The sequence below is a fragment of the Brevibacillus jepli genome (genome assembly GCF_047229145.1).
GTDB lineage: Bacteria > Bacillota > Bacilli > Brevibacillales > Brevibacillaceae > Brevibacillus.
In genome coordinates this window covers 72,204-97,604 of sequence record NZ_JBFEFW010000016.1, presented here as the reverse complement: position 1 = coordinate 97,604, position 25,401 = coordinate 72,204, and the positions used below count along the sequence as shown (strand labels likewise).

The following is a 25,401-nucleotide window of genomic DNA, read 5'->3' as shown; positions in this document are numbered from 1 at the left end:
AAATATGGGGAACGACAAGGCAGCCATTTATATTAGAGTCAGTACAGAAGAACAAAGGAATGAGGGGTGTTCCCTAGAAGCACAAGAGGAAGAGTTACGAGAATATGCTGCGTCAAAAGGTTATACAGTATTTGATGTGTACTGTGATGGAGGATACTCTGGCAAAGATTTTAATAGACCTGCAATACAACACCTTTTTCGGGATATGGTTCAGGATAAGTTCGAGGCGATCTTAGTGTGGAGGTTAGATCGTCTTTCAAGAAGCAATAAGGATATTCTGACTCTTATAGACAATGAATTAGAACCAAGAGATATGAAATTACTTGTAAAAACCTGTGACATCGATTCATCATCCACAAATGGAAAAATGTTTATTAGTTTGCAAGGAACTTGGGCTGAATATGAACGGAAGGTCACAATTGATAGGGTTAAGTCAGGGATGAAGCAGAAGGCAAAAAATGGAGAATTTAATGGTGGAATACTGTTTGGATATGATGTTATGGATAAACGATTAGTTATAAATGAACTGGAGGCACAGGTAGTAAAACAGATATTTGAATTACGAGCGCAAGGAATAGGCTATAAAGCCATTGCTAATACAATCAACTCTTCAGGATGCAAAACTAAGAAGGGCAACAACTTTGGTATAGACGCAATAAGACGTATCGTACACAACAAAGAGTATGTTGGAATCAATACATGGGGGAAAAAAGAAGACTGGAACATTAAGAGAAGAAAAGGGAAAGTAGAAGAAATGCCGGAACGGGAAGGTAGGCATAAGGAAATTATTTCTCTAGAATTATGGGAGAAAGTACAGGCAATTAACAATATGCATAAACAAACGTTTATGCCAATAAAGTCATACAGCGGGAATTTCTTTCTATCGGGAGTTATAAAGTGTCCACAGTGTGGGGCTGGAATGGTTATGCATAAGATCAAAATGCGAAGCAAGAATGATTACCACCGTTATTATATGTGCCAGAGTTATCATCAGAAAGGAAAGGTTGGATGCTCATCAAACTTGGTAAGAGCCGACTGGATTGAACAAGAAGTTCTGTACGTTTTAAGCGAGTCGATTAGCAATATGAATGTCGTAGATGATGTTCTAAAAAAACTTGAAGAGGATTCATTACAGGACAAAAGACCACTGGAACTTCAACTGAATGAGTTAAAGTTGCAAGCGGCCAAGCAAACAAAAAAGCTTGATTCGTTAGACAAAAAATATTTACTTGATGAATTGGATGCCAACACCTTTAAGAGACTTTCAAGTAAGTTACAGCAGGAAATAGACGAGACTAATGAAATGATGGTAAAGGTAGAAAGGGAGTTAGGTAAGCTTAATAACGGTACCCAGATTAACACTAAGATGGTAATCGAATTGCTCAAGGATTTTGATAGATTATTTGAAGTGGCTGACGAGCAGGAAAAGAAGGTATTGATTCGGTCTGTAATTAAAGAAATAAAAGTGTCGAAAGACAGAAAGAAGTTGGAACGAGTATCCCTTTGGATCGGTGACGATATATGTTTACCAGCAAACAACGAGCGCAGAGCCTTATCATAAATGACGGATAATTATTTTTTCATGACCTAGCAATGTGGTTAGAAATACAATTAAAATGGCGAGTATACAACAAACTCATGGCTTAGAGATAAGCCTATTTTTATTAGAAATAATTAATTGAGTCTGAAATGCAATTTTATCCTAATCACTTAATGTTTTGTACAATTTCACAAAAAGTTGAATAACCAATAGTGAATTTTACCGGTTGGTAATCCTCATCCTCATCCTCATCCTCATCTATTGGCGCATCAAAATCTCCCTTCACCTCTCAAAAAATCTGCATCCTATTGTTTCTGCCTCGTTTTTCCATCGGTCCTTTACCATCTCGACGATCTCATCAGTCACCTTTTGTTTCTCTCTGTTCTCAACAGGGTAAACAGAATGCTGAACAAGTTCTAATATCAGTTCACAGTTTATCACTTTCGGGTTTGGTTATTTCTGAATATTACTAGTCAGCCGTAATTCTACAGTGAGTTTCTAAGTACGAATGGAAATATTTTTAATAGGATTAAAAAATTATAACGATTGAACTGTGATAATTTGACAAGATTCTACATTTTCTACAGGAAAATGATATAATTGTAATAAACAATTACAAGGAGATGTAACAATGTGAATTCTAAAGCTATAGAAGTTTTTGAAAGATTAGCTGTTGATACATGGGAAAGAATTAAGTTTGGTGAGGAATTGGATTGTAGACAATCAGAAGAAACGATAACCGACATTAATTTACTAGAAATAAAGAGAGCAGCATTAGCTAATATCTTGGTATCTAAAAGTAATAAAGATGATGAGGGACTAACTGGATTAGATTGGGAATGGTGGATAGGTTCGAATTCCACAGGATGGTGGAGGTATGCAGTTCAAGCAAAAAAACTCTTCCCAAATGGCAAGTATAATAAGTTACGGCATAAGGTTGGAAATGATTATCAGATAGATATTCTTGAAAAGTATTCTAAAGCAAATAATTGTATTCCCCTATATTGTTTTTATAATTTTTTAGAAGACCCTCAATTATCACAGTACTGGAATTGTAATTTAAATTATGAGGAAAAACAATTAGGATGTACTGTAGTTCCAATTGATACTGTAAGGGTAGCATTTGGTAAAAGAGCTGATAAGAGTTTTAAAGCATTACATAGTGATTCTAGAAGTATTCCATGGAGGTGTTTAATTAAATGTCCGAATATTGGGACGCCTCATTTTACTAACTCAGTTCATCCTTTAGCGTGTAGTGGATATGAAGAGGTAAGGCCCTATCAAATAAATCTTAGTAATCTTCAAAGTGATTTTCTGTTTAATTCGGAGTTATATGATAAAAACATTGAGATCATGCCCAAAAGAATCCTAATTATTAATACTTTCTCTGATTAGTTGGAGATAAATAGAGTTAATTCAACAATAAATGAGTATATAAAATTAAAGTTAAAATTTCACTATGCGGCTATCCGGCTGCTTGAGCATTAGCCGGGTGCGGCATTTTTATTGTTCGAATATTTTAATAATGATAATCGTTATCGATTATGTGAAAAGATGAGAGTCCTCATGCCGGACGATCAATCTCAGGATTACCGGCCAACTACTATTGAAAGGAATGCCTATCATGTTGGTGGAGCCTAGAAGAGTAGTAAACACTGGCGGTACTGAGTCCGAATAATCAATAGATAGTCAGTACCATATGCTCGTATATGGAGATTGGGACTTTCATAGGAATAATGCTTATGGAGGAAACATTCTACTGCCTAAGGAACGGATCGATGGATGGCTTAAGCAGGCAATAGAAGATAATCGTTATGAAACGATAGAGTAGTATGGTGAGAGCATGAATCCAAAGTATAAGCCGGGGTACCGAAATAATGATCGAATATTCAGGGAAGAAGCTGTCCATCGCAGCTTCTTTTTTATTATTTACAGATGTGTTAGATATTGTCTTATGTTTTTTCATGTCGTGTTATGATAAATGGTAGGTAAATTATGTATGTGAAATGAAGGTGCGATATGGATGAGAGCGTATATACAGACAAACAAAAGTGGAGAATTTTACAATGTAAATGCATTTATTGCTTTTGAAGGTTTCACTTCATTAGGATGGGAGATCATTAAGTTTCATGATGTTCATGAAGTGAAAGAAAATAATCCAGAAGATATAGTAGTTGGCGGTATTGGCAACGTGAGAAGACGTCTTGAAATATTGGGGATAGAAAGAAGCCAAGGAGAGATAGATTATCCAGATTCTTTGTCTAGTTATTTTGGCAGGAAAATATGGACGACAACGATTCAACAGCTTTTTGAGAATAAACAGGATTGGAATGTTTTTGTAAAGCCAAAAGACATAACAAAAAAATTCGCTGGAAAAGTGGTTAAAGACTATAAAGATTTTATAGGATTGATTGAACAACATGAGGATACGAATATTTGGTGTTCGGAAATCGTTGATTTTGTGACGGAATGGCGTTGCTTTATACGATATGGAGAAATACTTGATGTCAGGCAGTATAAAGGTGCCTGGGATTCAAAATTAGATCTACGTGTTATACAAAGTGCTGTTAAGGATTTTATTGATGCGCCAGCCGCATATGGTTTGGATTTTGGAATAGATCGAGATGGGAATATGAAGCTGGTAGAGATTAATGATGGTCATTCTTTAGGGACCTATGGAATCGCTCCTATAAACTATGCGAAGTTTCTTTCAGCCAGATGGTCTGAATTAACAGGAACGAAAGATTATTTAAGAAGTTTATAGTTTAAAGTGTTCATGCCGCTCGTTTTATGTACGAACCTTGCTACAAAGCTATTTCGAAATTTCGGTTAGTAAAGCTTTCCTTGCAGATAGGAATCTCATAGGTTATTGATAAATTCAATATGGATCTTGTTTTCAAAAGCCTTGGAAATTAGACCAAATCGTCCGAGGCATAAGGCATAATAAAATCAAAAAGGCTGACTTTTCGCAGTGCCTTGGCACCGGAATCGTCAGCCTATCGTGCAGATTATCCATGTGTGCTTTTTAGAGAAAATCAGATGGAGAAAAGCTTCTCAAGTTTACGTTAACTTTCCCCAGACTCATCATTTTTCTTCTTCTTCTTGGAAACCCATTTCCATATCCCAATCACAATCAAGATGACGAGGGCAATATGAATCGCTCCAATGTGAGCAAAGCTGTTCATTAGCGCCGCAAGAAAAGTCAAATTCGTCCGCTCCTTTTTTAGCAAAGTGTGTGTCAACTTTGGGAAACAAAGGGTGACGCTTGCAGATTATACAAGCTGGCATACTTTTGTTGTAAACGGATCAATTCGGAGTGTGTGCCAAATTCAACGATTCTCCCTTTATCCAGCACCATGATTCGATCAGCATACTGAGCGGATGAGTAACGGTGAGAAATAAAAATTCCCATTCGCTCCTTGGTCAACAGGTTAAATGCATCAAATACTTCTTTTTCTGCCACAGGGTCCAGGGATGCACTTGGCTCGTCGAGAATATAGAGATCAGCATTTCGGAGGAAAGCTCTAGCAATGGCAATGCGTTGCCACTGTCCACCCGATAACTGGAGACCTTCCGTGAACCATTTTCCCAACTGAGTATCCAATCCTTGTTCAAGACCTTCTGCCAAGCTTCGCATGCCTGATTTTTCAAGTGCGTGATAGAGCTTGTCATCATGGTGAAGAAGAGAAAGATCACCGAACCCGACATTACTACGAATAGACATCTCATACTGCATAAAATCTTGAAAGACAACCCCGATTTTTGCTCGAATCTGCTCTAAATCAAAAGCGTTTAAGTCGGTTCCATTTATTAGTATTTGTCCTTCATAATCCTTATATAACAAGGTAAGCAGTTTAACTAATGTCGTTTTGCCAGACCCATTCTCTCCTACAATCGCCAGCGACTCTCCTTTGTTTATCTTGAAAGAGAGATTTTGAAGCACGGATCGTTCTGTTTCCGGATATGTAAATGAAACATTGACGAACTCAATACTTTCAAGGACAAAAGGGTCGTTCGGTTGAGGAGTGGTGATAGTCACTTTCTGTAGCTTGACAGGATCAGACGAATCTCTTTCCAAAAAGAGAAACAACTGTTCCACAAACATGTTGTGCTGAGACAGTCCAATCAGGGAATGCATCAATGACTGCGATGTTGTTTGGGTTAATGTAATCCCCTGAATATAGCTAACCAAATTACCTAGCAGAATCTCTTTTAGAAAAGCTGCTTTTATAGCGATAAAGCTCATAAAACCAATCATCGCAATCGTCAAGCTTTCGAAAACAAGTGAGGTCTTCAAACGAGTTGTGGCGATCTTTTTGTCTTCATAAAAAAACTGTGTGATCATATCTCGAAATTGTGTGATGAGGTAGGAGCCAAGCTTATAAATTTGTACTTCCTTAAATGCACGATCGTGGGTTAATAAATGACTGATGTACCAGCCTCTTCTCTCCCTTTCAGCTCTGCTCCAACGAATATAGAACTCCTGTTGGCTTAATCGCAAATAGGAATAGAAGGAGATAAGCGGAAACAACACCAGGATGAAAACAACCCACCACTTCCAAAAGATCAGAAACAGCGAAGTAGATACCAGAGAAATAACACCGGATACAATACTAAGAACCAGCTCAAAAATCTGATAGGGCCGGTAGCTCGTTTCTTGTTGTGCACGTTTTAGCTGATCTTGCACCTCTGCATTTTCAAAATCAGCTAACCCCATCGCATTTGCTTTTTCCAAGACCATTTCACGGAGGCGATTTGATAGCAGGGATTGAAACAATCCTTCGACATAATTCTGAATGAGGGTAACGAGCTGTTTCACTAAAATGAAGGAAATGAAGAAAAGGAAGCTGATTAAGACAGTATCCCCTTCTTGGCTTGCTCCACTGGAAACAGCGTTAACAAGTTCCTGGGTAACATACAGCATACCAACAGGAAACAGCCCTTGGAGTATATTCAGAATGACAATGGTTACAAAATATCCTTTTTGTACAGTCCAGAAAAGTCGAAAAATTTTTGGCCAGTTTCGAAAAGACTGGATGACAGTCTTTAGGGTAAACAAATCCTCTGTTGGTCCGTACATGTAGTCTCCCCTAACTCAGCTATTTAAGCAAAAAAATGCAGTCCCATTCGGGTTCATCCAAACTCAGGCAGCTTAGTAAGACAAGTGCTACTCCTGCTGCACCGACCAACAATCCTGGCAGGTCCCGAAATTGTCCATGCTCAATGTCTTGAAATCCGTAAGCATGGTTATCATTGAAATCGCTCAGAATCTGGTTTACCAGTTTCTCGCGATATGCTTCAAAAGCATCAGGGCCCGTGTCCATCATCATTCGTTGGAGCATCCAAAGTGTGCCTGCATAGCCGTGACAAAAGGTCGGGGACTCGAAACTGAGTGATTCCACTGATCGCTGGACGAGTGAGTGATAAGTTCGTTGTGCCAAAGACTGGATCTTAGTGTCGCCCAATGCTTCACCAGCCAGCCACAATACTCGTGCTATGCTTGGTTCTCCGTAGCACCATGATGCATTATGGGCAAAATGGTTCTGCATCTGTCCGCATGTTTCTTCTTCAAAACTGATTCTCTCCGGCCAAATAGGTCCATGCTCGTCTTGCGCCATCCATTTACCATAATAGGAACTAAGCTGGCGAATGGCATCTCGTTGTCCCGCCACTTCTACTCCCTCTAGTAAAGCAAGAGAGAGCAAGGCAAACGGACCGGCAATCCCGTGAGAAATCCCGAGATTAAAGTTGCCATTTGGGTATCGTTTTTTTTCAAATTCCAAGAACTGATTCTCACTTCTGATATGCCAGCCAGGAACACTCTTGTCATTCAATTGGATATTTTTAGTTAATTGTATAATATATGACAATACTTTGTTAAGGTTTTCTTTGCATGCAGGGTGCTCTTTAAAGAAAAGAAGATAGCGACCGATACCAGCTAATCCTTCTATTACATCGTAATCAGGCATGTGTACATTGTTCCCGATTCGCCCTCGGGCTTGGTCAATGAACCCATCAATCGCAGGCTGTATAAGAATATGCAGTTTTTCGATGAAGTTTTGATATCTGCCTCGATCACGGGCAAGAATGGAGGCGACCACAGGTGCTGCGGATAAACCACTCCACAGGGAAAACGAGTCAAACATATCTGTGTTAATCACGGTTTGTACATGTACCAAATAGTTATGTGCGACGACATCCCATTGCTCATCGGGGTACAGGCGATCCAATTCCGCATAAAAGAGGACGATGCCCAATGCACCGGAGGCAAGCGAGTCTGTACCAGGAAGAGGTTGGCCCAGAACCTCGTGAGGAAATTGAAGCTTACGGGCTACCTGCTTTACTACGTACTCCATATTTTTAATCAACGTAACGTCTTTAATCGGTTGCCAGCTCTTTGTATTAGAAAGCATGCGCGGTCTCCTTTGTGCGACTTTCCTCTTGCAACAGGGAATATCGCAAGTTGTGCAGGGTATGGCGGGCCAAGGTCATCACTTTCCTTTCCCGTTCACGATCTACTCCAAGCAGCCTATTTACATGAAGATGGATGATGCTGCCTATGATTTGCTCCTGCGAATTATACAGCTCCGATTGGGCTTTCAGTGAATGCATGACCGTAGAAAAGTTTTTGATCGCTTCTGATCTAACCTGGAAGAGCTGATGGAGAACGGAACCACCCTCCAACAGCTTCAGCTCTTGCCAATCATTCGTATAGCGTCCCGCCTTCAGGTAGAACTCTCTGTCTGCGCGGAAATCATCCAGGTAGGCTTTATACGAAATAATATTGTTCAGGAAGCTTAGCTTTTCGTCGATCGAATGCAAGAATTGATGCAAAAGGTCGATGATGCTGATTACCGCAATCTTCTCCAATGGTAGATTCATCTGCTTCGTACGATGCAGTTGTAGCCAATGAGCCACAACCAAACTGTCCATTGAAAATAATTCCTCAGCCAGGGGGATCAATTTAGGTCCACCATAACGTTCAATTTCAGGGTCATAAGTATCGATAGTTGTTTTGGATAGGTAGCCCTGTTTTTGCATTTCATACGTCCATTGATACATTTCTGAGAAAATGGATTGCAGTCCTTCGGTGGATGCCGCTTGAAAACGCAAACGGATATGTGGTTTCGGATCGGTGTACCTCATGAAGAATACCTTTTGACAAGCTCCTTTTGTATGCATCGCTTCGCATAAGGACTGAAGCGGAAAGGCAATGAACTCATCCATTCTTGTTTCGTCACAGTAAAGCTTGTAGAATAGCCAATCACTGCCTGGCATTTTCAACCGTTCTTGATCAGAAATAACTGTGCAACCCGATTTTACACCTGTGGCCACAGAAACGGATTCGGTTGCAGATGCTTCGACTGGCGTATTTTTTACAAGTGGGAAGACACATTCCATGTGAAAGGCACCGTCTTTTCCGTGAACGACACAGTCCTTCAGCTCAGCGCCTACTTCTGTCAGAACGAGAGTCTCGCCAGAATTCAGCTTTTGAAGCTCCCGTATCAACTCGGCCAGATGTCTTTCACTTTTCAGATCGAGCAGCATTTTGTTGTCATGGTCGGTGATATACACGTAATCTGGCACTTGGTATTGGCGTTTCCAGTTTTGCACGGCTTCCATCCAGTCTTCTTTTCCATCTTTTTTGGAAACAGACAATAATTCTGGATCTACATTCCACGTAGCTGGTGCGAATATAATCTTTCCGTAACGCAGACGAGGCAAAAAAGGGGCATGACGAAAGCTGCTCCAGCTAAAAGGCATCCAATTTCGCTGCTTTTCCATCCCTAATTCACACAGAAACCGATAAACATTGGGAACAGAGCCCACGTAGTTAAGCATATGGCCTGTAACAGGAATGACTTCCTTATTCATTGATCGTGATTTTAAATAGAAGGAATGCGATGTAGTCCCTATAACCAAATCAGATAGGGGAATACTCGTCGAGTGATGCTCGTGGGAAGGGGCACCAATCAAAATTTCGTATTCCCGTTTGCTTTTCGAAAGAACGACGTTGGTGACCCTTCCGTGCCTTGGAAAGTAAACAACTTCAGCAAATATACTGTCCGGGTATGCCTTCTGGTGTTCCTGATTGATCTGCTCCAGTTTTTCTTCGAACGACTCTCCAAGCATGTCAGCGAATCGTCCAAATGATTTTCCTGCCAACATGGATCCGGTATTTCCACCTATATGAACAGTGTACTCACCGTTATCCAGGGCTTGTGCTGAAGGGGCAAACAGGGAGGCATACAATTCCATCGAAAGCGGGACATGTTCCCATTTAGGTGATACCGGCTCCAGCTTCTTGATCAGATCGTCTGTCAGTTCTATTTCCTTGCGTCCTGTCAAAAGCGAGTGGGACAACAATTGCAAAAGAACTTTCTCATTTATTTTGTCGTGGCTAGACGGGGTATAGTTTCTTTTGCTCATGGGATTTTCATAGGTGGCAGGAGCACCTAACCCCCTGTTTTCATCTAGCAAGTCAAGCAAGGGAATCTCTCGTTCAAAACCGTATCGTTCAATAAAAGAGTCCCGATATTCCGCCAAATGAGGCCATCCAACATGATTGGGTGATAGTCTCCACAGCAGCTCGGCTGCTTTGCTCAAATCCTTGGCAATCGATTTCGGAAGCGTCACCTGCTCAGTTGACAACGATAAATCTACCTGTAACTGTGACGATGATGACTCTACCGATTTCATTTGGGAGAGCGTGGAGAGGAAATGTGTTTCTCCCTGGCCAATCTCTAACTGGTCATAGGCGATGATTGCCTGCTTGATCGACAGCAGCTGCTGGCACAGTTCATCAATACCTTCAACACGATTTAATACATTCAGCAGATGATCAAACGGCGATGAATGGGTGAGACGCGGACGAAGGCTTGTGTACAGAAGCTCATTTTTAACCAGCTGAAACAAAAAGGATTCGATTCGGCTGTCTTCCGTATCCGGGTATGATTGTTTAATGATTTGCAATAATTCCATAAACAGGTTCGGTTCTCTTGCCTTTTGTAAAACGAGAGCGATCAAATCATTCATCGCAATCGAGGCATTTTCTATTTGATAGCCATTGTGATTCTGACCGTACCGCGTCATATACGGCAGTGAAACCCGATTACCCACTACCTCACACATCGTGTTTGCTTGAAGGTGAAGCTGCTTGACCACATCAAAATTCTCTTCCAGAGATTGAACGATTTTCAGCAGCCATTCCATGTCAGGGCGGCTTCGTTTTTTATGCTGCTCCATTTTGTTTACGAGGAGATTGGTGTTTGTATCAAAATGCCCACAGGCTATTCCGGAAAATAGCCCAAATGGCGTCGAACGCGTACTCATTCGGATTCCATATCGTAGCAAGCTCCTTGCAACCTGCTCATGCTGCTCCCGGTCAGACTGCTCCCGTTTGTTGTTTAGCGATTCAAGCAATGAAGGACTGGCAACGGCAAGGCACTCTCGAATGATAGCTTGTTTTCTAGGATCGAGCTTGTCCAGTTTCCAATCGGCTTGACATAACTCCAAAAACATATGTATAGGTAACAATGGCGTTCGTAGCATGAAAAAATCCATCGTTCGAAAAAAGGATCGGGATTCTTTCTTTGCGTGTTGTTTCACTTTTGACTGACGTTCCACTTTAGATCCCTCCTTTTGTAAATGGGGAAAGGATAGTAAATGCTGGTGAAAGAAACGTCTTGCACCAAGCATTTACTACCCATATAGCTGGGGCTAACTGCCCCAAGAAGATTTGTGCTCCACATTGGTTTTTAGTTCGACGCTATCTTATTTCTCGTCGGAGAATGGGCAACCTGGTGTGCACATAGCCGTACATACGCAAGTGCAAGTACTTCTGCAAGTTACTCTGGTAACCCAGCACAATGCAGTTCTTATTGTGTTTGGTTCAGCATTATTAGTGCCTACTGCGTTTACTTGTACATCCAAATCAAACATGTCTTTGTTCATTTTCGGTTCCCCCAGTTTTTAATAGTTTTAGATGAGTGAAAGAGCTGACAATGTGGAGCACAAAGAGTAATGGGTAAAAGGGAAATATACCCAGTTATTCCAAAATGATTAAAACAAAGAAAATGATAGAATTCAACACAATAATTTCAACATATTTCGATATTTCATAAAATTTAGAATATGATATTAGTTTTTGGAAAAAATATGACGGGAGTGGGTTGATCAGAGAACCGAGTAAGAGCCATAATGGGATCACAGCAAGTTTTTTATGCAGCACGCAAGCTCGACAAAAGTGTTGTAAATGAGAATGAATGGTTAATCAACTGCATGAATTTGTATTTGTATAAAGTTATTTCGGGACAAGAAATAATCAAAAAATGTCGAATAATGAATGGAAATATTACTCAAGAAAATAGAGTAATCGAGTAATTTCGGGGCACTTTACCAGTAAGTTTCCGTTGTTTCTTTTCATACGTGGTATCGTATTTATGTATATTTGGGCAGGAAGAAAGTAAGCAAGATAGGCTTGGCTCCGCCGCACCATGAAATGAAGGGGAAGATGCATCATGTCAAAAACAATCGTTGAGAAGCTGAACCTGCAAAAATATCAAAAAACGGCTGTCTTACATACACCGGAGGGTGAGGAGAGCTTAGCCGTTCTTATAGAAGCGGACCATGAGTTGAAAGACGTGCAATATGAGATGATCTTTGCTTTCGTATTGGATATGAAGTCATTGCAGGAGCTCATGAAGAAGGTAATCGACCATAGCTACTTATTGGAGGGAGGGCTTCTATACGTTGCTTATCCCAAGAAAGGGAATAAAGTCTATCCGACTTATATCCATCGGGATGAATTATTCGATGGATTAGGAGCCGACGAAGATGGCTATATCGGGACAAGCACGATCAAATTTAATCGAATGGTCGGCATGAATGAGGTATTTACGGTTGTCGGATTTAAAAATGAGAAAAAGAAGGCGGCAAAAGCTTCTTCTAAACCGAGTCAATGCGTCGATGATTATATTGACTATGTGCCGAAAATAGAAGAGGATCTGCGCCATGCGCCAAAAGAGCTCGCTTTTTACCAATCACTCACACCCGGGTACCAAAAGGATTGGGCTCGGTATGTATATAGTGCCGTACAAGAGGGGACACGGGCAAAGCGCCGAGCCGAAATGATTGCGGTCTTGGCTGAGGGCTTTAAAAGCATTGATCTCTATCGGAGGAGTAAATAAGACGCTGTTTGAAGATGAAATACAAGAAGAGCCCCCGGATCGTGGGCTCTTTGTTGTAAACTCGCCAGCTAGCGTTTTTCTTTAAGAGAATCTATCATATACACCCATCCAATCAACCCACATAAAACAAACCCAAACGCATGCAGCGATCCGTAAATCGGAATGAAATCGTGTATGGTTAAGGAAAACAGGTTTTTCAGTAACGGATAGCAAATGGAAATGACGACAATTGTGTAAAAGGAAATGCAAGAAAGGACTAAAAAGAAGGCTGACTTATTGCGAAAAGAGCCTTTCTTCAAGTAAGCAAGCAGATAAGTGGTGTAAATCGCAATATTACAGGCGAACAAGGTGACTCCAATATACTCAATCGGCTTCGAGAAAATAATACCGACAGCAATCAAAATCGGCCCGATGATATCGATGGCAACGACCCAGGGATACCAGCTTTTCTTCGTCATGATCCGACCCAGTAAGCCGATAAAAATCGGAACGATGGCAGAGGAGAAATGAAAGTGGACCGAGCTCAGGGCGTGCGTTTCGTACTTAACTTGGTAGAGGTCAACCTGATACTGATACAGGGTGAACCAAATGCCCCCGATAAAAAAGTAAACGAGCCCTGCGCCAATTGCTATTTCGGCTGCTCTTCCCTTGCGATTCACTATAATGGACAGGCCATAGATGCAGAGAAGTAATGTGAACAGTAGCCACCCGAGGGAGAGGGTTCCTGGTATTGCTGTGCTTTCGAGTCCCCACATATTGCTGCCCATTACAGAGGCTAAGGCAAGCAGCGCTGCGGGAAATTGAAGCAGCTTTATCGCAGAATACATAATCCGTTGATGCTTATTCTTTTCGTCATAGCTCAAAAGTATAATCACGAGAGGTACAATGACGAAAGCCGCAAACAGGAGAAATTTATCGACAAGCTCGATTTGGAAGTAGTCTAAAGAAAAGATAAGGATGGTAATGATTGCACCGGGAATCGCCGGTACTAGCAATGGTTTCATCACGTGCCCCCAGAAAGTCATTCGTGAATGTTCATTTCTTACTGTGATAGCCTTTTAATAGCTAGGCGGTTGCTTTAGTAGTTTAACACATTTTTTGAGGGCTATTATTAGATTACGTGCTAATCCACCGCCATAACCGCCTGGTTCACCATCCGAATTAATCACTCGGCTAAAGGCACTTGCTGCAATGGCAATCGCACTTCAAAAAGTGTACGAGCCAAATTGCTTTCAGCGGTAATAGTTCCGTTATGCTGCGCTACAATATTCTTCGCAATGAATAAGCCAAGACCTGTACTTCCCCCTTGATGGGTCCGGGATTGGTCGCCAGTGAAGAACATATCAAAGAGATGCGGCAACATATCCGGCGGGATTACATCCCCATAATTTATTAATTGAATCACGACATTTTCGCCATCCGTATACGCATTGATATCAACATATAGACCTTCACTTCCATAACGGATAGCGTTGGTCATTATATTTTCAAATACCCTTGCTAACAGGTCGCCATCACCATAAATAGGCAAATCCGCAGTTACATCTAATCTAGCTGTAAGATGGTGCTTCTCAAGGGCGGGATACATTTCCTCGTTTAATTGGATCAGCAGTTCGCTCAGATTGAGTTGCCTTTTATCAAGCGGAAGCATTCCGTGACTCATTCTAGTTATTTCGAATAGCTCATTAACAAGCTTTTCTAATCGTTGGGATTTGGTAAAAGCAATCGTTGAATAATGCTTTACTTGTTCACGTGTCAATTGATCGTCGTTCAGGATGAAATCCAAGTAACCTAAGACAGAAGTCAAAGGTGTACGTAAATCATGGGCCAAGTTCAAGACTAATTGATCCTTACTGCTTTCTGCAAAATCTCCTCTTTCCATAGCGTATTGCAATTGTTTAATGGCCAGATTAATGTCTTTGGCAATATCGCCGAACTCATCATCGGATGTGATGTGAACGCGGCTTGTAAAATCGCCATTGGCGAGGCGATTAACTCCAGTGGAGATTTCTTCAAAATATGTCGTGTAACGTTTGGTGAGGAGAAAGAAAAAGAAGATCGCAAGCGGGATAAAAATGATCAAGAAGACATTAATATCTCCCATTTTTCTGATGAATTGGCGTACAGCGAGCAGCGGTTCTACATACCGATAAAAGGATTGATAAAAAAGCTGGAGAAGGGAATAGATTAAAAAAGAGATTGCCCCCGATATTAGCATACTTAACCCTAAAGACTGAATCATTTTAAATCGAAAGCTTCGCAGTATCTTAGCCATTGAATGAATACCCCACGCCCCATACTGTTTTGATCAAATTGTTTTTGTTTTTTTCGTCTCCAAGTTTTTTCCGTAAGGTGCGAATATGAACCATGACAGTATTTCCACCTTCAAAGTAGGCTTCTCCCCATACCTGTTTGAATATATTTTCGGCACTGAAAACTTTTTTGGGATAACGGGCCAGTAGATACAAAATATCAAACTCTTTAGGAGTTAACTCTATAGATTTACCATAAAGGCTAACTGTGCGTTGATCAGGAGAAATGACCAATCCACTAACCTCCAGCGCTGGACTGCACACTGTGTTAGGTTGATTCAACTGTTTGGAACGACGTAATTGGGCATTTACGCGAGCGACCAATTCCATTGGGTTAAAAGGCTTGGTCATATAATCATCCGCCCCCATTACAAGCCCGGAGATTTTATCCATGTCTGTCGTTTTGGCACTCAAAAAGATGATAGGCATGTGATAGTGTTCGCGAATTTGTCGGGTTACTTCATAGCCATTTAATTTGGGCATCATGATATCTAGAATGGCTAGATCGATAGAATGAGTACGAATGGTGTGAATAGCTTCTTCGCCGTTAGTTGTGATGATAGTTTGATACCCTTCTTTTTCCAGGTGTAATACAATGAGCTCCGCGATCTCCACCTCGTCATCGGCAATTAAGATTGTAGTATGATTCATCTGATACAACTCCTTACCCGAAAATCGCTTTGTTTTATTATATCAGGTTCATTACGAGCCTACTCCTCATGTGTAAACTAGTCCCCACCTTTTATAAAGAATGAGGACTAGTTTACCTTACCGGCTTATTTACTTGTGAAGCCCGAACAGCATGAGGACATCCTGGTCGCTGCTCTCATACTCTTTCACTTCACCTTTAAAGGAAGTTTCTTTGACAATAATTTTATCGCCTGTCGCATTTGGTTTCATTTCAATCATACGTGAGGATAGATTAAGATCTTCTGCCGTTATACCTAACTTCTTGGAGAGATCTTCACGTGTGGCCTTATGTTCACCTAGTTGACTGTCTTTAATAGTGACAGACTGGCCATTCTCAGAAAAAATAAATGAAATGGTTAGGGCTAGGTTCTCTTTTGGCGCTACATTTACTGTTGCTTCTGTTGCTGCATTTGCATACGCATACGGTATAACCGTACCCATTACTCCTGTAAGTAACAAAGCTGATGCAGTTGTCATCCATTTCTTTTTCATTTCTCTCGCTCCTTCATTTTTTTTGTGCAAGTAAATCTCTTACTTGCTTTATCTAGGGTAAAAGGAATTGTTTAAAAAAACTGTGGGGTGAAATTAAAATTTTTCTTAAGTCATCATGCAGCTGACTTACTTCAGATCGAAAGTACGTTAGAACATCCCCTGCCCGGCTCCTTATCTTAGGTCCGGGCTTCTTCATGCTGTTATCCAATGATTAGGAAAACTTATGATGACAATAACGAATTCCAATTGCTCGGGTTCTCTTCCTGTGGTAGCTTATAGTAAATAATCAGATAAGAATACTCGGATTAATTTTTGTCCTGTGCGAGGTGCATATCGTTGGTACTTAAGGTAACAGACAGTCCTTTTAGTCAGGAACAAGTGGAGCTCCTGAATCGGTTGCTGCCCACGCTTTCGGAGGTGCAAAAGGTTTGGCTGAGTGGTTATCTTGCTGCTCTTCATAAAGTGGACGCACCGATGGCCGCTGGGATTCAAGCCGCTTCAGTAGCAAATGGGCAAGTCATATCCAAGGACGTGACTGTGCTTTTCGGATCTCAGTCCGGGAACAGCCAAAAGCTGGCCAAGGTGCTGTCCGGAAAGCTTCAGGAGCACGGCTTCCACGTAACTCTCTCCTCCATGAGCGACTTCAAGACGAATGCGTTGAAAAAGGTTCAGAACCTGTTTGTTGTGGTAAGCACACACGGGGATGGGGAACCACCGGACAATGCGATTTCCTTCCATGAATTCCTGCACAGCAAGAGGGCGCCTCAACTGGATAGCCTACGGTTTTCCGTGCTGGCATTAGGCGACACCTCCTATGAATTTTTCTGTCAAACCGGTAAAGAGTTCGATCAGCGGTTGGAAGAGCTCGGCGGCAAGCGTCTTACTCCCCGAGTCGATTGCGATGTCGATTACGATGAGGGTGCAACTGAATGGATGAATCATGTCCTGGCCGCTCTCAGTGAAACCTCGGCAACGCAGGTTGCTGCTGCAAGCGCAATCGTCGAAGGTACAGCGATCGAGGCAGGGACACAGATTGAATATTCAAGGTCGAATCCGTTTCACGCCGTGGTGCTTGCGAACCTGAATCTGAACGGACGCGGGGCGGATAAGGAAACCCGCCATCTGGAAATCTCCCTTGAGGGCTCCAATCTCGAGTATGAACCTGGCGACTGTTTGGGGATCTATCCCAAGAATCATCCCGGCCTTGTCCGTGAGCTGATGGACGCAATGGGCTGGAAGCCGGAAGAGCTCGTTCCGATTAATAAGAATGGGGAAGAGCGCCCGTTGGAAGAGGCTCTTTCCAGCCATTATGAAATCACGGTTCTCACCAAGCCCCTTTTGGAACAAGCAGTACAGCTTTCTTCAGGAAACGGGCTGCAGGAACTGCTTGCGGAAGGACGCGAGCAAGAGCTTCGAGATTATGTTCGAAATCGGGATTTGTTAGATCTGGTGGTGGACTACGATTTGAAGGGCGTGTCTTCCAAAGAATTCGTATCCATACTTAGAAAGCTGCCGCCTCGTCTCTATTCGATCTCAAGCAGCTTAAAGTCCTACCCAGACGAAGTTCATCTGACAATTCGCAATGTTCAATATGAGGCTCGTGGTCGAGAGCGTTACGGTGTTTGTTCGAGCTATATTGCGAATCGTTTGGAAACGGGTGATACATTGCCGATATTTGTGCAGCACAACCCCAACTTTAAGCTTCCGGCAAACCCGGACATCCCCCTAATCATGATTGGTCCCGGCACGGGAGTCGCTCCATTCCGCTCCTTCCTGGGAGAACGGGAGGAGCTGGGGGCAACAGGCAAGACATGGCTTTTCTTTGGTGATCAGCATTTCTCCACAGATTTTCTCTATCAGCTCGACTGGCAGCGCTGGCTCAAAAAGGGTGTACTGACGCGCATGGATGTCGCGTTCTCTCGTGATACAAGTCAAAAGGTGTATGTTCAGCACCGGATGCTTGAGAAGAGTAAGGAGCTCTACCAATGGCTGCAGGATGGGGCACACGTATACGTATGCGGAGACGAGAAGAAGATGGCGCATGACGTTCACGCAGCCATGGTCACCATACTCCAACAAGAGGGTGGACTTGATTCGGAGGAAGCAGTTGCGTATTTGAAACGGATGCAGCAGGAAAAACGTTATCAGCGAGATGTCTACTGAGTTTCGAGCAAGAATGAGAGGGGAGATAGGGAACCATGTCACAAAATCATTTGCTTTCGCCAAACAGTGCTCCTCACAGCGATGTAGAGGACATTAAACGCCAAAGTGATTACTTGCGGGGGAGTCTGGCGGAAACGCTGGAAGACAGGATATCAGGGTCCATCCCTGAGGATGATAACCGCCTGATGAAATTTCATGGAAGCTACATGCAGGATGACCGGGATCTTCGCAACGAACGGAGTAAACAGAAGCTGGAGCCAGCCTATCAGTTCATGGTACGTGTGCGTGCAGCTGGTGGAGTTGTTACGCCAGAGCAATGGCTCATGATGGATGATGTCGCCCAGCAGTTTGCAAACGGAACGATTCGCCTGACGACTCGTCAGTCTTTCCAGCTGCATGGCGTGATTAAGTGGAATATGAAGCAGGTGATTCAAGAAGTAAATGAGGCCTTGTTAAGTACTCTGGCTGCTTGTGGGGACGTCAACCGCAACGTCATGTGCAACCCGAATCCGTACCAGTCGGAGGTTCATCAAGAGGTTTACGAATGGGCCAAAAAAATAAGCAATCATCTGGATCCCCGGACCCGCGCCTATCATGAAATCTGGCTCGACGAAGAGAAGGTCATCGACAGTCGGGATGGGGTAGAGCAAGAACCGATCTATGGGCCTGTCTATTTGCCGCGCAAGTTTAAGATCGGCATTGCCGTTCCACCTGCCAACGATGTCGACGTTTTTTCGCAGGATTTGGGCTTTATCGCTATTCATGAACAAGGTCGATTGCTAGGCTTCAACGTAGCGGTCGGAGGCGGAATGGGAATGACCCACGGTGATCCGAAAACGTATCCACAGGTTGCGCGAGTGATCGGTTTTGTCTCACCGGAACAAGTTTTGGATGTTGCCGAGAAAACGGTCATGATCCAGAGAGACTACGGAGATCGCGCGGTGCGAAAGCATGCCCGGTTCAAATATACGATCGACGACCGCGGCATTGAATGGTTTATCCATGAACTGGAGCAGCGACTGGGATGGGAGCTGGAGCAAGCACGCCCGTATCACTTCGAGCATAATGGCGATCGCTATGGTTGGGTGAAAGGGAGTGACGATAACTGGCATTTTACCCTTTTCATTCAGAATGGCCGTGTGAAAGACGAGGACAACTACCTCCTGATGTCCGGCTTGCGCGAGATTGCCAAAGTGCATTCAGGGGATTTCCGCCTGACGCCGAATCAGAACCTTCTCATTGGAAATGTCACCAGTGAAAAGAAGCCGGAAATTGAACAGATCATTCAAGCATACGGGCTCACCGATGGAACGTCCTATTCTGCGCTGCGAAGAAACTCCATGGCTTGTGTATCGTTGCCGACTTGCGGACTCGCGATGGCAGAGGCAGAGCGTTATTTGCCTACGCTACTGGATGAGATCGAGCTGATCTTGGATGAGGCGGGCTTGCGCGACGAGGAGATCGTCATTCGCATGACAGGATGCCCAAATGGTTGCGCAAGACCTGCACTGGCGGAACTCTCTTTTATTGGGAAGGCTGTCGGTAAATACAACATGTATATGGGCGGCGGTTTCTCCGGGAATCGATTGAATAAGCTGTATCGTGAAAACATCGGAGAGGCAGAAATACTGAAAGAGCTGCGGCCGATCTTAAATCGTTATGCGAAGGAACGTGAGGAAGGCGAACATTTCGGGGATTTCGTCATTCGGGCAGGGTATGTGAAAGAAGTAAGGTCGGGACTCGATTTTCATGAGTAGTAAGACAAAGGCCATTCCGTTAAAGGATGGCCTTAAACTGTATCCGTAGTGCTATCCCATCACGGCACCTTATTCAGGTGTCTTTTTTATGCACGTAAGAACCGCCTCTTAAGCAGGTACATTTTTTTGTTTTTGCATGTTCCTAAGGCCTTGTGTAGGGAATCCTTACTTTTTTACCAACATTAAATAGTGATTAATCCTCTGATTATAATAGATAATTGAATCAATAAATAATTTCTATGATATAGTTATAGTTGTGAAAGGTAAGATGTTTTCGTAGCGTCTTGCAACGGGGCAAGGAGCTACTACTTCTTTTTTACAAAAACAGTAGATAAGGAAGGGTAATATGAGCTCCATACAGCAAAACACAGACGTTATTTTGATTGGTGCAGGGGTCATGAGCGCTACTCTGGGAGCATTACTGAAAGAGTTGGCACCAGAGTGGGAAATCAAAGTATTTGAGAAACTCGCAAAAGCAGGAGAAGAAAGCTCTAACGAATGGAATAATGCGGGTACAGGCCATGCTGCACTGTGTGAACTGAACTATACATCCGAAAAAGCTGACGGATCTATAGATGTTAGCAAGGCTATCAAGATTAATGAACATTTTCAGCTTTCAAGACAGTTCTGGGCTTACCTTGTAAAAAACAATCTCATTCAAAATCCGCAAGACTTTATCATGCCAATTCCTCATATGAGCATGGTACTAGGTGAAAAAAATGTATCGTTTTTGAAAAAGCGTTTTGAAGCGCTATCAAATAATCCTCTGTTCCAAGGGATGGAGTTTTCCGATGATCCTGAAAAACTGATGGAATGGATTCCGTTGATCATGGAAGGCCGTACATCGAATGAACCGATCGCGGCAACCAAAATCGACTGTGGAACCGATGTCAACTTTGGTGCGTTAACACGTATGTTGTTTGATTACCTGAAGACGAAAGATGTCGAGGTTAACTACAACCATTGTGTTGAGGATATTAAACGCACGAGTGACGGCTTGTGGAAATTGAAAATTTATAACATCAATACTGGTAACATCGAAGACCATACTGCCAAATTTGTCTTTATCGGCGGAGGGGGCGGAAGCTTGCATTTGCTCCAAAAAACCGGTATTCCAGAGTCCAAGCATATTGGTGGATTCCCGGTAAGTGGGCTATTCATGGTTTGTAAGAATCAGGAAGTGGTAGAGCAGCATCATGCAAAGGTGTACGGGAAAGCCAAAGTTGGTGCTCCTCCAATGTCTGTGCCACATCTTGATACCAGATATATCGACAACAAAAAATCATTGCTGTTTGGACCTTTTGCCGGCTTCTCGCCAAAGTTCCTAAAAACAGGTTCCAATATGGATTTGATCACTTCAGTTAAACCGAATAATGTCATCACGATGCTGGCGGCAGGCGTAAAAGAGATGGGACTGACAAAATATCTCATCGAGCAGGTCATGTTATCGCATGAAAAGCGCATGGAAGAACTACGAGAGTTTATTCCGAACGCGAAAAGCGAGGATTGGGATATCGTGGTAGCCGGCCAACGTGTGCAGGTTATCAAAGATACGGAAAAGGGCGGAAGAGGAACCCTGCAATTTGGTACAGAGGTTGTTAGTGCCGCTGATGGTTCGGTAGCTGCATTGCTCGGTGCTTCTCCGGGTGCTTCAACTGCTGTTCAAGTTATGCTTGAGGTATTGGAAAAATGCTTCCCACAACAAATGGCAGAGTGGGAGCCGAAAATTAAAGAAATGATTCCTTCTTATGGTGTGTCATTGATGGATAACCCAGAGCTTTTCGAAGAAATTCATCGCTCTACAGACCAGGCGCTGGGTCTAGTCGAAAAAGAACTGGTTCATAGTTAATTGGGATCTATTAATAAAGAACCTTCGATCCGTCTTTGGATTGAAGGTTCTTTTTTCAAATTTGGCAGTTAGAGTGGATACGATGAGGAAGGCCCCACCACAAGATCATGGCGGAGCCTTCACTCATCTTCATACATTCAAGCTAGTATTACTCAACTGCCTCCAACGTCACTTTTACCTTAATCGTACTTGTGATCGACTCATCTTCTTTGGAGGTAATTGTCACGTACAGCGTAACTGTCTCTTCACCTTCAGCAGGCAGCTCCTTCAAAATACCCTCGTTATCGATCAGAGTCTCATCAGAGCTCTTCGTCACCTGATAGCTCACAGCATCCGTCTCTTCTGGCAACGCAAGCACTGGCTGATCCAGCTCTGTGGTATTTGCAATCTCCACCTCGAATTGCTCCTCGGCCTCCTCAATCACTTTCGACAGGACCGAAATTTTTTCCGATTTTTTAATCATGAACGATTTCCATGCCTCGTATTCTTTTACAATCTGTTCACCCTCCGGCTTGCTTTGGTCAACGCTTCGACCGACGAGTTTCAGCTTGTATTTGCCTGGATCCAGCTTCTTCGCTACTTGTGTACCATCGTAGTAGGTACCATCCAGGTTGGAGAAGGTGATAGGGCCTGGCTGAATCAATGCGTAGTTGTTAAACACGGATGCGAGAGTACCGATGTATTCATCGTCCATATTCCAAGCTTCGACTGCGATCAGGTTCACGTCTTTTGCTTGCAGCTCAGCTTCAAGCGTGAACGAATCTTCCTTGCCATCACCGTCCGGAGTGATCGTCGTATCGGACAGCTTCAGGTTGTCGAAGCCGAAGTTGGTATCTTCACGCTTGTCTCCTACGTGTACAGCAAACGGAAGGCGCAGATCAGGATTGTCTTTGTCGCCTTTCAGCAAGACTTCGCCTTCATAGACGCCGTCTTTTGCATCGGAGTCAACGGACAGGCTCAGCTCAAATGTAGTCTCATCGCCTTTGTCTGCGGAGATGGAATCATCGGAGATATCTACATCGATGTCATCGACATCAGGTGTCTTGGAGCCTGGCTTGTACGGATCGGTCGTGACGGACGGATGCATGATCACTTCCGCATCGTACGAAACATCCTTCTTGGACAGATTTTTCAGCTGGAGCGTTTTCGTGACGGTATTACTGCCAGCCTTCAACAAACCGAAGGAGACGTTATCTGCATAGTACGGAATGGTCTTCGGCTCGAAATCTTCGCCCAAAATGGTGAACTGCTCTACGGTTGTCAGCACAGCCGGTGTTTTCAAAGCAGCGTAACCGTTTACGCGGCCTGCACCCTGGGAGTACACATCGTACAGCGTACCGTCTGGGGCGTAGAGCGGCTTCGAAGTGTTCGCGAGCGCTGCCTTGATATCAGCAGGCGTCCAGTCTGGATGGGCTTGTTTTAACAGCAGAGCAAGACCGGAAACGTGCGGAGCCGCCATGCTAGTACCGTTCAGGCGGGAGTAGGCCTTGTCGTATTTAGCCTTAGGCAGTTCCTTACCCCATGCAGGATAGCTGGACAGAACGGCTACGCCAGGCGCTGCGAGATTTGGCTTGATGCTGTAGTCATCGCCCATGATTGGTCCACGTGAGCTGAACGCAGCGATCCGGTCGCCAGGATCGTTCGTGCTCGGATAGTTTTCTGAGAACGTAAAGGTAAGCGTTTTTGCCTTTTCTGGGTCGGACACCAGCTCTTTTGCCAGCGATCTGCCTTCCAAGCCCTTCATGTCAAAGGTAGGGATGGCTTCGATTTGGTCACCCAGAATCGTGTTGACATAGCCCTCGCGATCCTTGAGATCCAGGTCAGCTTCGCCATCGCCGTTGGCATCGTTACCGTTAAAGACAACGATTGCCACGGCACCTGCTTTTCGTGCGTTATCGATTTTTTCCGTGAAGCCGAGTGTGCCACGGGATACGAGTGCGACCTTGCCTTTTACATCTACCTTGTCAAAATCATTTGTTGAGCCAAGGTTAGCATAGACGACTGGCAGCGGTTTGGTTCCGATGATGGAGGCGAAATTGTCCTTTTTTACCTGCCATGCCATCACGGGGAATTCATAATTGCTACCGAAGGACGAGGAAGCTGAGCCGTCATATTGCACGGTCGGAGAGTCTACCGCTGCAACCGTAATTGGCAGTCTTGCACCAGAAGGTGTTCCGGCGGTGTAATAATGTCTGCCGCGTTCATCGTCGGCTGCATTCCCACCAGATACGACTGTGATGACACCAGACAGCACCGCGTTATTGACGGCGATGGCATCGGGGGAGTCTGAATCTTTTTCCTTGGCGGAGCCAAGCGACAGGTTAATAACGTCCATGCCGTCTTTCACCGCTTTTTCGATACCGTCGATGACCTGAGCGGAGCTGCCGCCTTCACGGCCCAACACGCGGTAGACATAGAGATCGGCACCATAGGCAACGCCTTTTACCTGCACATCGGAGGTTCTGTTCTTGGCCCGTCCAACGATGGTTCCGGAGACGTGCGTTCCATGGCCAGAGCCTTCATATCCTTTTCCTTCGCGATCATCGTCAACTGGAATTGGCGCTTCTTCATAAGGGTCTTTGTCGTTGTCGAAGGAATCATAGCCGCCTCTATAGGCATCCTTCAAATCAGGGTGCTTGTAATCGACACCAGTATCGATGACACCTACCTTCAGCCCCTTACCTGTCAGCCCATCCTTCCACATATCGAGAACGCCAATTTGCTGGAGCGGGGCTTGATCCCATTTGGTGGACGATTTTTTCTCGCTCACTTCTTCTATTGCAGGGAGTTCGTAATACGTATTTTGATAAATCCGCTTAACCTGCGGCAGTTCAGCCAGCTCTTCCAGCTTGTCCGCTGGCACGGTTACTTCCATACCGTTGAACACATGCTCAAACTGGCGCTTTACCTTCAGTTTGACTTTGTTGTCTTTTGCTTCATCCAGAAAGGACGCTTGCTCATCCTCTACTTTCGCTCGCAATGATCTGACGGAAGATTCGGAACCTTCCGAGCTGTGCTTCGCCACGATAGAGGGCTCACTTTGCAGTTCAATAATGACACTGACATTTTTGCTGGAACTGGTGTTCAACAAGGGGGAGATTTTCGAGATTTCTGAGCCAAACTCTACTTCCGCGTTGGTAAGCTCGTTCACTTTCTCCCAATCTCGTTCGCTGAACTCTGCTGCTGCCAATGCATTGTAAGGCAGGCCACTTAGCATGAGGGTTGCAGCGAGCGTGAGAGAAGCGAGAGTACGCATCTTCTTCATCAGTCCACTCTCCTTAAAGAAATTATGTATAAGACGATTTGCATAAGTATTTCTCTCCTAGTAGAGTTACTCCTTTTATTGGGAAAAAACTTTTTAACGAGCAAATCCGTCAAAAATAAACATAATTCCCTAAATTTTCAACGA

At 43.6% G+C, this 25,401-nt stretch carries 17 protein-coding genes; 7 read left to right on the top strand and 10 right to left on the bottom strand.

Annotation, left to right across the window (positions count from 1 at the left end; all coding sequences use genetic code 11):
- Positions 1–4 precede the first annotated feature (4 nt).
- The 3 genes from AB1L17_RS18365 (at position 5) to AB1L17_RS18355 (ending at position 4,304) form a co-directional block, all read left to right on the top strand.
- Positions 5–1,561, top strand: coding sequence for a recombinase family protein (locus AB1L17_RS18365; protein WP_412846398.1), 1,557 nt, complete (start codon positions 5–7; stop codon positions 1,559–1,561).
- Positions 1,562–2,173: 612 nt separating this feature from the next.
- Positions 2,174–2,935 (top strand): DUF6615 family protein, encoded by a 762-nt coding sequence (locus tag AB1L17_RS18360; protein WP_412846397.1) that lies wholly within the window; start codon positions 2,174–2,176, stop codon positions 2,933–2,935.
- 628 nt (positions 2,936–3,563) lie between these two features.
- Complete coding sequence (locus tag AB1L17_RS18355) at positions 3,564–4,304, top strand: ATP-grasp domain-containing protein (RefSeq protein ID WP_412846396.1); 741 nt, start codon at positions 3,564–3,566, stop codon at positions 4,302–4,304.
- A gap of 301 nt (positions 4,305–4,605) precedes the next feature.
- On the opposite strand, the gene AB1L17_RS18350 is transcribed toward AB1L17_RS18355, so the two are convergent.
- The 5 genes from AB1L17_RS18350 to AB1L17_RS18330 form a co-directional block, all read right to left on the bottom strand.
- Positions 4,606–4,746, bottom strand: a complete 141-nt coding sequence (locus AB1L17_RS18350) for a hypothetical protein (protein ID WP_412846395.1) — start codon at positions 4,744–4,746, stop codon at positions 4,606–4,608.
- Between the two features lie 32 nt (positions 4,747–4,778).
- Complete coding sequence (locus tag AB1L17_RS18345; protein ID WP_412846394.1) at positions 4,779–6,620, bottom strand: ABC transporter ATP-binding protein; 1,842 nt, start codon at positions 6,618–6,620, stop codon at positions 4,779–4,781.
- Positions 6,621–6,639: 19 nt separating this feature from the next.
- Positions 6,640–7,953: a lanthionine synthetase C family protein gene (locus AB1L17_RS18340; protein ID WP_412846393.1), complete on the bottom strand. Its 1,314-nt coding sequence runs from the start codon at positions 7,951–7,953 to the stop codon at positions 6,640–6,642.
- Positions 7,943–11,167 carry a lantibiotic dehydratase gene (locus AB1L17_RS18335; RefSeq protein WP_412846392.1) on the bottom strand — a complete coding sequence of 1,075 codons (3,225 nt, stop codon included), beginning with the start codon at positions 11,165–11,167 and terminating at the stop codon, positions 7,943–7,945. Before AB1L17_RS18335 ends, AB1L17_RS18340 begins: the two co-directional genes overlap by 11 nt.
- A gap of 147 nt (positions 11,168–11,314) precedes the next feature.
- A complete protein-coding gene (locus tag AB1L17_RS18330; RefSeq protein ID WP_412846444.1) occupies positions 11,315–11,482 on the bottom strand; it encodes an FDLD family class I lanthipeptide in 168 nt (55 codons plus the stop codon).
- Positions 11,483–12,060: 578 nt separating this feature from the next.
- Here AB1L17_RS18330 and AB1L17_RS18325 point away from each other — a divergent pair.
- On the top strand, positions 12,061–12,729 hold the full coding sequence (locus AB1L17_RS18325; protein ID WP_412846391.1) for a YdeI/OmpD-associated family protein: 669 nt from the start codon (positions 12,061–12,063) through the stop codon (positions 12,727–12,729).
- Between the two features lie 68 nt (positions 12,730–12,797).
- On the opposite strand, the gene AB1L17_RS18320 is transcribed toward AB1L17_RS18325, so the two are convergent.
- The 4 genes from AB1L17_RS18320 to AB1L17_RS18305 form a co-directional block, all read right to left on the bottom strand.
- Complete coding sequence (locus tag AB1L17_RS18320; protein WP_412846390.1) at positions 12,798–13,733, bottom strand: YndJ family transporter; 936 nt, start codon at positions 13,731–13,733, stop codon at positions 12,798–12,800.
- A gap of 161 nt (positions 13,734–13,894) precedes the next feature.
- Positions 13,895–15,004: a HAMP domain-containing sensor histidine kinase gene (locus AB1L17_RS18315; protein ID WP_412846389.1), complete on the bottom strand. Its 1,110-nt coding sequence runs from the start codon at positions 15,002–15,004 to the stop codon at positions 13,895–13,897.
- Positions 14,997–15,692 (bottom strand): response regulator transcription factor, encoded by a 696-nt coding sequence (locus AB1L17_RS18310; RefSeq protein WP_412846388.1) that lies wholly within the window; start codon positions 15,690–15,692, stop codon positions 14,997–14,999. Before AB1L17_RS18310 ends, AB1L17_RS18315 begins: the two co-directional genes overlap by 8 nt.
- Before the next feature lie 129 nt (positions 15,693–15,821).
- Entirely contained in the window at positions 15,822–16,223 is a 402-nt protein-coding gene (locus tag AB1L17_RS18305) for a hypothetical protein (RefSeq protein WP_412846387.1), read from the bottom strand.
- 336 nt (positions 16,224–16,559) lie between these two features.
- On the opposite strand from AB1L17_RS18305, the gene AB1L17_RS18300 reads away from it, so the two are divergent.
- From AB1L17_RS18300 to AB1L17_RS18290, 3 genes are all read left to right on the top strand, one after another.
- On the top strand, positions 16,560–18,386 hold the full coding sequence (locus AB1L17_RS18300; protein ID WP_412846386.1) for an assimilatory sulfite reductase (NADPH) flavoprotein subunit: 1,827 nt from the start codon (positions 16,560–16,562) through the stop codon (positions 18,384–18,386).
- A 35-nt stretch (positions 18,387–18,421) separates the two neighbouring features.
- Positions 18,422–20,143 (top strand): assimilatory sulfite reductase (NADPH) hemoprotein subunit, encoded by a 1,722-nt coding sequence (cysI, locus tag AB1L17_RS18295; RefSeq protein WP_412846384.1) that lies wholly within the window; start codon positions 18,422–18,424, stop codon positions 20,141–20,143.
- A 346-nt stretch (positions 20,144–20,489) separates the two neighbouring features.
- Positions 20,490–21,992, top strand: coding sequence for a malate:quinone oxidoreductase (locus AB1L17_RS18290; RefSeq protein WP_412846383.1), 1,503 nt, complete (start codon positions 20,490–20,492; stop codon positions 21,990–21,992).
- 148 nt (positions 21,993–22,140) lie between these two features.
- On the opposite strand, the gene AB1L17_RS18285 is transcribed toward AB1L17_RS18290, so the two are convergent.
- Positions 22,141–25,257, bottom strand: a complete 3,117-nt coding sequence (locus AB1L17_RS18285) for a S8 family serine peptidase (protein WP_412846381.1) — start codon at positions 25,255–25,257, stop codon at positions 22,141–22,143.
- Positions 25,258–25,401 lie beyond the last annotated feature (144 nt).

Bases quoted from the DNA above. Each gene is read 5' to 3' on its own strand.
- AB1L17_RS18340 (WP_412846393.1), bottom strand. From the start codon at position 7,953: ATGCTTTCTAATACAAAGAGCTGGCAACCGATTAAAGACGTTACGTTG.
- cysI (WP_412846384.1), top strand. From the start codon at position 18,422: ATGTCACAAAATCATTTGCTTTCGCCAAACAGTGCTCCTCACAGCGAT.
- AB1L17_RS18365 (WP_412846398.1), top strand. From the start codon at position 5: ATGGGGAACGACAAGGCAGCCATTTATATTAGAGTCAGTACAGAAGAA.
- AB1L17_RS18355 (WP_412846396.1), top strand. From the start codon at position 3,564: ATGAGAGCGTATATACAGACAAACAAAAGTGGAGAATTTTACAATGTA.
- AB1L17_RS18320 (WP_412846390.1), bottom strand. From the start codon at position 13,733: ATGAAACCATTGCTAGTACCGGCGATTCCCGGTGCAATCATTACCATC.
- AB1L17_RS18310 (WP_412846388.1), bottom strand. From the start codon at position 15,692: ATGAATCATACTACAATCTTAATTGCCGATGACGAGGTGGAGATCGCG.
- AB1L17_RS18325 (WP_412846391.1), top strand. From the start codon at position 12,061: ATGTCAAAAACAATCGTTGAGAAGCTGAACCTGCAAAAATATCAAAAA.
- AB1L17_RS18345 (WP_412846394.1), bottom strand. From the start codon at position 6,620: ATGTACGGACCAACAGAGGATTTGTTTACCCTAAAGACTGTCATCCAG.
- AB1L17_RS18315 (WP_412846389.1), bottom strand. From the start codon at position 15,004: ATGGCTAAGATACTGCGAAGCTTTCGATTTAAAATGATTCAGTCTTTA.
- AB1L17_RS18305 (WP_412846387.1), bottom strand. From the start codon at position 16,223: ATGAAAAAGAAATGGATGACAACTGCATCAGCTTTGTTACTTACAGGA.
- AB1L17_RS18285 (WP_412846381.1), bottom strand. From the start codon at position 25,257: ATGAAGAAGATGCGTACTCTCGCTTCTCTCACGCTCGCTGCAACCCTC.
- AB1L17_RS18330 (WP_412846444.1), bottom strand. From the start codon at position 11,482: ATGTTTGATTTGGATGTACAAGTAAACGCAGTAGGCACTAATAATGCT.
- AB1L17_RS18290 (WP_412846383.1), top strand. From the start codon at position 20,490: ATGAGCTCCATACAGCAAAACACAGACGTTATTTTGATTGGTGCAGGG.